This window comes from Pseudomonas sp. TH10 (assembly GCF_016651255.1).
Classification (GTDB): domain Bacteria; phylum Pseudomonadota; class Gammaproteobacteria; order Pseudomonadales; family Pseudomonadaceae; genus Aquipseudomonas.
This window is the reverse complement of sequence record NZ_JAEKEG010000173.1, coordinates 1-6468: the sequence shown is the minus strand read 5'-3', so window position 1 is coordinate 6468 and position 6468 is coordinate 1. Positions and strand designations below refer to the sequence as shown.

The 6468-nt window shown below is 60.7% G+C and carries 5 protein-coding genes; 1 reads left to right on the top strand and 4 read right to left on the bottom strand.

Annotated elements, in window-relative coordinates; translation table 11 throughout:
• Positions 1 to 9 precede the first annotated feature (9 nt).
• The gene (locus JFT80_RS22765) at positions 10 to 912 is read right to left on the bottom strand and encodes a LysR family transcriptional regulator (RefSeq protein ID WP_201149584.1); all 903 of its coding nucleotides are present in this window, start codon (positions 910 to 912) and stop codon (positions 10 to 12) included.
• A gap of 118 nt (positions 913 to 1030) precedes the next feature.
• On the opposite strand from JFT80_RS22765, the gene JFT80_RS22760 reads away from it, so the two are divergent.
• Positions 1031 to 2305, top strand: a complete 1275-nt coding sequence (locus JFT80_RS22760) for an MFS transporter (protein ID WP_201149582.1) — start codon at positions 1031 to 1033, stop codon at positions 2303 to 2305.
• Between the two features lie 124 nt (positions 2306 to 2429).
• Here JFT80_RS22760 and hemE read toward each other — a convergent pair whose 3' ends face one another.
• From hemE to JFT80_RS22745, 3 genes are all read right to left on the bottom strand, one after another.
• The gene (gene hemE, locus JFT80_RS22755) at positions 2430 to 3497 is read right to left on the bottom strand and encodes a uroporphyrinogen decarboxylase (protein WP_007909440.1); all 1068 of its coding nucleotides are present in this window, start codon (positions 3495 to 3497) and stop codon (positions 2430 to 2432) included.
• Between the two features lie 248 nt (positions 3498 to 3745).
• Complete coding sequence (locus JFT80_RS22750; RefSeq protein ID WP_039757038.1) at positions 3746 to 5164, bottom strand: FAD-dependent oxidoreductase; 1419 nt, start codon at positions 5162 to 5164, stop codon at positions 3746 to 3748.
• Positions 5165 to 5197: 33 nt separating this feature from the next.
• Positions 5198 to 6468, bottom strand: a 1271-nt coding sequence (locus JFT80_RS22745) for a glutamate synthase-related protein (protein WP_242483034.1), incomplete at its 5' end; no start/stop codon positions are given.

Genomic DNA, 6468 nt, shown 5'->3' with positions numbered 1-6468 from the left:
CCAAGGCAGTCACGCTTGCAGCGGCTCGACCTTCCTCGTCAACAACTCCACAAACGCCCGCGCCATCGGCGATTTCTGGTCCTTGCGCTGCACCAGCCAGACCGCCGACACCGCCGCCGGATCGAGCAAGGGCCGGTACACCACTCCGTCAATCCGCATCCGCTGATAAGACGCCGGCAGCACCGAGACGCCCAACCCTGCAGCCACCAACCCGATAATGGTCATTGCCTCGCCAGCCTCCTGGGCGAAGTGCGGACTGAAACCGGAGTCGCGGGCCAGGCTCAGCAGTTGCGCGTAAAGGCCGCTGCCGTAGCTGCGCGGGAAAAACACGAAAGGTTCGAGGGCCAAGGCTGACAGGAACAACCCCTCCTCGCTGCCGTTCACCAGCGGATGTTTGGAGCTGAGTACCGCCACCAGCGGTTCACTCATCAGCTCGACTACGCTCAGGGAATCCGGCAGCCCCAGCGGGCGCATGATGCCGACTTCAATCGACTCATCCACCAGCGCGTCCGCCACCTGGGTGCTGCTCATTTCCCGCAGGTTCAAATGCACCGCCGGGAAGCGCTGGCGGAATGCGAAAATCGCCTGGGGGATGGTCGAGTTGAATGGCGCCGATGAGGTAAAGCCGATTTTCAGCTCCCCCAGCTCGCCCAATTGCGCCCGACGGGCGACGTCGGCAGCTTTATCGACCTGCGCCAGCACCAGCCGCGCCTCCTGCAGAAACAACCGACCCGCCTCGCTGAGTTCGACCCGACGATTGGTACGTTCAAACAACCGCGCGCCGACCTCTTGCTCCAGTGCCTGAATCTGCTGGCTCAAGGGCGGTTGCGAGATGCCCAGCACCTGTGCGGCGCGGCCGAAATGCAGTTCTTCGGCAACGGCGATGAAGTAGCGCAGATGACGCAATTCCATGAAAACCCCATTAGGTCGTTAAAGCTATCAAACAGGTCGAACAATATATTGGATAGAAACATTAGCCAGCTATATGATTTTTTCATTGCCTGCCTGGCCGTGTCCTCCGAGGTCTGAAGTGAAAACAGCTGTCGCCCCCCTGGCCCATGAAGTCCCGCCTGCTGCGGTGGACGATGTCGTCGCCGAGCTGCAAGAGATCTACATCGAAAAAGGCACGCCGATGTTCATGCGCACGGTGCTGGCGTTGTTCAGCGGCGGTTTCGCGACCTTTGCCCTGCTGTATTGCGTGCAGCCGATGATGCCGCTGCTGTCCCACGAATATTCGATCAATGCAGCCCAGAGCAGCCTGATTCTCTCGGTGGCCACTGGCATGCTCGCCATCGGCCTGCTGATCACCGGGCCCATTTCCGATCGGGTCGGACGCAAGCCGGTGATGGTCACCGCACTGTTCGCAGCGGCGCTGTGCACCATGGCCAGTGCCATGATGCCGAGCTGGGAAGGCGTACTGATCATGCGCGCGTTGATCGGCCTGTCGTTGAGCGGCCTGGCGGCGGTGGCCATGACCTACCTGAGCGAAGAGATTCACCCGCAGCACATTGGCCTGGCGATGGGTTTGTACATCGGCGGCAACGCCATTGGCGGGATGAGCGGGCGCTTGATCACCGGCGTGCTGATCGACTTCGTCAGTTGGCACACGGCGATGCTGGTGATCGGCGGTCTGGCGATGATTGCGGCGGCGGTGTTCTGGAAAATTCTTCCGGAGTCACGCAACTTCCGCTCGCGCTCGCTGCACCCGCGCAGCCTGCTTGATGGCTTCACCATGCACTTTCGCGATGCCGGCCTACCGCTGCTGTTCCTTGAAGCGTTCGTGCTGATGGGCGCGTTCGTCACCCTGTTCAACTACATCGGTTACCGCTTGCTGGCTGCGCCATATCAGCTTGATCAGGTGTTCGTCGGTTTGCTGTCAGTGGTGTATCTGTCGGGGATCTACAGCTCAGCGAAGATCGGTTCGCTGGCCGATAAGCTGGGGCGGCGCAAGGTGCTGTGGGCGACGATTGCGCTGATGTTCGTCGGCCTCGCCCTGACCATGTTCACACCTTTACCGCTGGTGATCATCGGCATGCTGATCTTCACCTTTGGCTTCTTCGGCGCGCATTCGGTGGCGAGCAGCTGGATCGGCCGCCGCGCGACCAAGGCCAAGGGGCAGGCGTCGTCGTTGTATCTGTTCAGTTATTACGCTGGGTCGAGCATTGCCGGCACGGCGGGTGGGGTGTTCTGGCACCTGGGTGGCTGGAACGGGATCGGGTTGTTCGTGGGTACCTTGCTGGTGATTGCGCTGCTGGTGGCATTGAAGTTGGCGAAATTGCCGCCGCTGGGTGGTGTTAAAGCTTAAAAGCAGAAGATCGCAGCCTTCGGCAACTCCTACAGTATGGGAGCTGCCGCAGGCTGCGATCTTTTGATCGTGTTCCAAACAAAAACGCCCGGCATTTGGCCGGGCGTGTTTTATGGTGTGGCGATCACTCGTGATACTGCGCCGACAGTTCATGCACCGCGCGCAGGAACGCACCGGCATGCTCAGGATCAACCTCAGGGGTGATGCCGTGGCCGAGGTTGAACACGTGGCCGCTGCCCTTGCCGTAGCTGGCCAGAATGCGTCCGACTTCGGTGCGGATCGCTTCCGGTTTTGCGTAGAGCACGGTCGGGTCCATGTTGCCTTGCAGGGCAACCTTGTCGCCAACGCGGGCGCGGGCGTTGCCGATGTCGCAGGTCCAGTCCAGGCCCAGCGCGTCGGCGCCAGCCTCGGCGATACTTTCCAGCCACAGGCCGCCGTTTTTGGTGAAGAGGATCACCGGCACCTTGCGACCGTCGTTTTCGCGGATCAGGCCGCTGACGATTTTCTTCATGTAGGCCAGCGAGAACTCCTGATATGCCGCCGCCGACAGGTTGCCGCCCCAGGTATCGAAGATCTGCACCGCTTGCGCGCCGGCCATGATCTGGCCGTTGAGGTACGAGGTCACCGACTGCGCCAGTTTATCCAGCAGCAGGTGCATGGCTTGCGGGTTGTCGTAGAGCATCGCTTTGGTCTTGCGGAAATCTTTCGACGAACCGCCTTCGACCATGTAAGTGGCCAGCGTCCACGGGCTGCCGGAGAAGCCGATCAGCGGCACACGGCCATTCAGCTCGCGGCGAATGGTGCTGACGGCGTCCATCACGTAGCCAAGGTCTTTGTGCGGATCAGGAATCGGCAAGGCTTCGATATCAGCGAGGGTGCTGACGACTTTTTTGAAGCGCGGGCCTTCACCAGTCTCGAAGTACAGGCCTTGGCCCATCGCGTCGGGGATGGTGAGGATGTCGGAAAACAGGATCGCCGCGTCCAGTTGGGGATAGCGGTCGAGCGGTTGCATGGTGACTTCGCAGGCGAATTCCGGATTCATGCACAGGCTCATGAAATCACCGGCGTGGGCACGGCTGGCGCGGTATTCCGGCAAGTAGCGGCCGGCCTGGCGCATCATCCACACGGGGGTGACGTCTACGGGTTGCTTGAGCAGGGCGCGGAGGAAACGGTCGTTCTTCAGGGCAGTCATGTCGGCATCCGGAAAAAAAGTGCGGGCATTTTCTCAGAGCGCGACGCAAAAGGCACGGTTGCAGGTCAGCCTTTTGTCTATCGGGTCAATTTGTCGCGCTGGAGTGCGGTTTTGGCCACACCAAAAAACACTGTGGGAGCTGGCTTGCCAGCGATTGCGCCATCTCGGTCAATCTGACAAACCGAGGTGTCTGCATCGCTGGCAAGCCAGCTCCCACAGGTATTGCATTTCAAGCTATTGGAAAGTGATCAGACGCCCAGGTAGTCGAGGATCCCTTCGGCGGCATTGCGGCCTTCGAAGATTGCCGTCACCACCAGGTCGGAACCGCGCACCATGTCGCCACCGGCAAAGATTTTCGGGTTGCTGGTCTGGTGCTTGTACTGACCTTGCTCAGGCGCAACGACGCGACCCTGGCTGTCGGTCTGGATCTCGAACTGTTCGAACCACGGCGCCGGGCTCGGGCGGAAACCGAAGGCGATGACCACGGCGTCAGCCGGGATGATCTCTTCGGAGCCCGGGATCGGCTCAGGGCTGCGACGGCCACGGGCGTCCGGTTCGCCGAGACGGGTCTCGACCACCTTCACGCCTTCAACCTTGTCTTCGCCGACGATGGCGATTGGCTGGCGGTTGTAGAGGAATTTCACGCCTTCTTCCTTGGCGTTCTTCACCTCTTTGCGCGAGCCGGGCATGTTCGCTTCGTCACGACGATAGGCACAGGTCACCGACTTGGCGCCCTGACGGATCGACGTGCGGTTGCAGTCCATCGCCGTGTCGCCGCCGCCGAGTACCACAACCTTCTTGCCTTTCATGTCGACGAAATCTTCCGGCGACTTTTCAAAGCCCAGGTTGCGATTGACGTTGGCAATCAGGAAGTCCAGTGCGTCATAAACGCCCGGCAGGTCCTCACCGGCAAAGCCGCCCTTCATGTAGGTGTAAGTACCCATGCCCATGAACACCGCATCGTATTCGGCGAGCAGTTGCTCCATGGTCACGTCTTTGCCGACTTCGGTGTTGAGACGGAACTCGATGCCCATGCCGGTGAAGACTTCGCGGCGATTGCTCAACACAGTCTTTTCCAGCTTGAACTCGGGAATACCGAAGGTCAGCAGGCCGCCGATTTCCGGGTTCTTGTCGAATACCACCGGGGTCACGCCGCCACGCACCAGTACGTCGGCACAGCCCAGACCGGCCGGGCCCGCGCCGATAATCGCAACACGCTTGCCGGTCGGCTTGACCTTGGACATGTCCGGGCGCCAGCCCATGGCGAATGCGGTGTCGGTGATGTACTTCTCGACCGAACCGATGGTCACCGCGCCGAAGCCGTCGTTGAGGGTGCACGCACCCTCGCACAGACGATCCTGCGGGCACACCCGGCCGCAGACTTCCGGCAAGGTGTTGGTCTGGTGCGACAGCTCGGCGGCCTGGAGGATGTTGCCCTCGGCCACCAATTTCAGCCAGTTGGGAATGAAGTTGTGCACCGGGCACTTCCATTCGCAATACGGGTTGCCGCAACCCAGGCAGCGGTGAGCCTGATCGGCCGACTGCTGGGGTTTGAACGGTTCGTAGATTTCGACGAACTCTTTCTTGCGTTGACGCAACAGTTTCTTCTTCGGATCTTTGCGCCCGACATCGATGAATTGAAAGTCGTTACTGAGACGTTCGGCCATCTTCAAAACCTCATCAAACTCTTCAGGCGCATATCACTGCGGGTTGGCACGAGTACTGGAGAGCAGAGATTTCAGACTCGCCGCCTTCGGTTTGACCAGCCAGAAACGGCGCAAGTAGTCATCGAGGTTTTCGGCGAGTTCACGACCCCACTCGCTGTCGGTTTCCGCGACGTACTCGTTCAGCACGTTTTGCAGGTGGCTGCGATAGGCTTCCATCGCTTCGCCGCTGATGCGCTGGATTTCCACCAGTTCGTGGTTGACCCGGTCAACGAAGCTGTTGTCCTGGTCAAGCACGTAGGCGAAACCGCCGGTCATGCCTGAACCGAAGTTGTAGCCGGTCTTGCCCAGGACGCAGACGAAACCGCCGGTCATGTACTCGCAGCAGTGATCGCCCGTGCCTTCGACTACGGTATGAGCACCGGAGTTACGCACCGCAAAACGCTCGCCTGCGGTGCCGGCGGCGAACAGCTTGCCGCCCGTGGCGCCGTACAGGCAGGTGTTGCCGATGATGGCGCTTTCCTGAGTCTTATAAACGCTGCCCTTGGGCGGCACGATGGTCAGTTTGCCGCCAGTCATGCCTTTGCCGACGTAGTCGTTGGCGTCGCCTTCGAGGTACATGTTCAGGCCACCGGCGTTCCACACGCCGAAGCTCTGACCCGCAGTGCCTTTGAAGCGGAAGGTGATCGGCGCCTTGGCCATGCCCTGGTTGCCGTGCTTGCGCGCGATTTCGCCGGAGATCCGCGCGCCGATCGAACGGTCGCAGTTGCAGATGTCCAGGTCGAACTCGGCACCGCTCATGTCGTTGATCGCCGAGGTCGCCATCTCGACCATTTTCTCGGCCAGCAGGCCTTGGTCGAATGGCGGGTTGCGCTCAACACCGCAGAACTGAGGCTTGTCCGCCGGGATGTGATCGCTGCCGAGCAACGGGGTCAGGTCCAGGTGTTGCTGCTTGGCGGTCTGGCCTTCGAGGATGTCCAGCAGATCGGTACGACCGATCAGCTCTTCGAGGGAGCGCACGCCCAGCTTGGCCAGCCACTCACGGGTTTCTTCGGCGACGTAGGTGAAGAAGTTCACCACCATGTCGACGGTGCCGATGTAGTGATCCTTGCGCAGCTTCTCGTTTTGGGTCGCGACGCCGGTGGCGCAGTTGTTCAAGTGGCAGATGCGCAGGTATTTGCAGCCCAGGGCGATCATTGGCGCGGTACCGAAGCCAAAGCTTTCAGCGCCGAGGATTGCGGCCTTGATCACGTCGAGCCCGGTTTTCAGGCCGCCGTCGGTTTGTACCCGCACTTTTCCGCGCAGGT